This is a genomic window from Ruegeria sp. SAZD013 (assembly GCF_059612525.1).
The window spans coordinates 1-1,078 of sequence record NZ_JBXWQT010000025.1; the positions used below are offsets into that span (position 1 = coordinate 1).

1 protein-coding gene is annotated in these 1,078 nt (G+C 60.7%); it reads left to right on the top strand.

The window, feature by feature from the left end; genetic code table 11:
• The first annotated feature begins 65 nt into the window (after window positions 1–65).
• Entirely contained in the window at window positions 66–1,025 is a 960-nt protein-coding gene (locus AC2FLU_RS13835; protein ID WP_480556065.1) for an IS5 family transposase, read from the top strand.
• Window positions 1,026–1,078: the final 53 nt, after the last annotated feature.

Genomic DNA, 1,078 nt, shown 5'->3' on the forward strand with positions numbered 1-1,078 from the left:
GAGCGTGTTGCACAAATCGTTTCCGATGCGTAGCTGGTCCTTTGATTTGACTGCGGGATGCTGTGATGCCTTTCAAATTCAATGCGTCGCGGCGGGATAAGTTTGCGAAGGCAAAGTACCGTGTGACGAACTGGGCCGAATACAACGAGGCGCTCCGCCAGCGTGGTGACGTAACGGTCTGGTTCAGCGAAGACGCGGTGTCTGGGTGGTGCGCAGTGCGCTCCGGCAAGCGCGGTGGTCAACAACGATATTCTGATCTGTCGATTGAGACCTGCTTGACCTTGCGCGCCGTGTTCGGCTTACCGCTTCGCCAAACGCAGGGCTTTGTCCGCAGTCTGCTGCGGCTCATGCAGACGGACCTCCCTGTGCCGGATTTTTCGACGCTTTTCCGGCGTGCGCCATCGCTTCAGATCGCGCCCGACACCCAGACAGCCAGTGGTCCGATCGCGCTGGTTGTGGACAGCACAGGGCTGCGTGTCGTTGGCAGCCGCGACTGGATGCGGGAGAAGCACGGGCTACCAAAGACCCGCAAGATATGGCGCAAACTGCATATCGGCTTCGATCTGGAGAGCGGCGAGCTTGTGGCGTCCTGCCTGACACCCCAGCAGGTCGGGGACACCGGCGCTCTGCCCGACCTTCTTGCCGAGGTGTCCGGTCCGGTGCGCCGTTTCATCGGTGACGGGGCTTATGATGGTGTACCAACCGCCGCGACCATCCGGCATGCGTTTGGCCCGGATGTCGAGCTGATTATTCCGCCGCCGAAGAACGCCGTTCCCGGAGATTGCCAGGCACGCAACGCCCATATCGACATGATAACCGAAACTGGCCGAATGGCATGGCAGAAGGCCACCGGTTATGGTCAGAGATCGCGCGGCGAGGCCCAGATCGGGCGATACAAACAGGTCATCGGACTGGAACTGCGCAGCCGCAACATGGAGACCCAGACAACCGAAGCCCGCATCGCTGTTAAAGCCCTCAACCGCATGACCCGTCTAGGTCGTGCGACCTATGAACGTGTCGCATAACGAACCGGGGAAAGGGGCAAATGCGGCCCAAGCGCTATTCGTGCAACGCGGTC

What these genes read in the sequence shown, in the direction of transcription:
- AC2FLU_RS13835 (WP_480556065.1), top strand. Translation starts at nt 66, where the DNA reads ATGCCTTTCAAATTCAATGCGTCGCGGCGGGATAAGTTTGCGAAGGCA.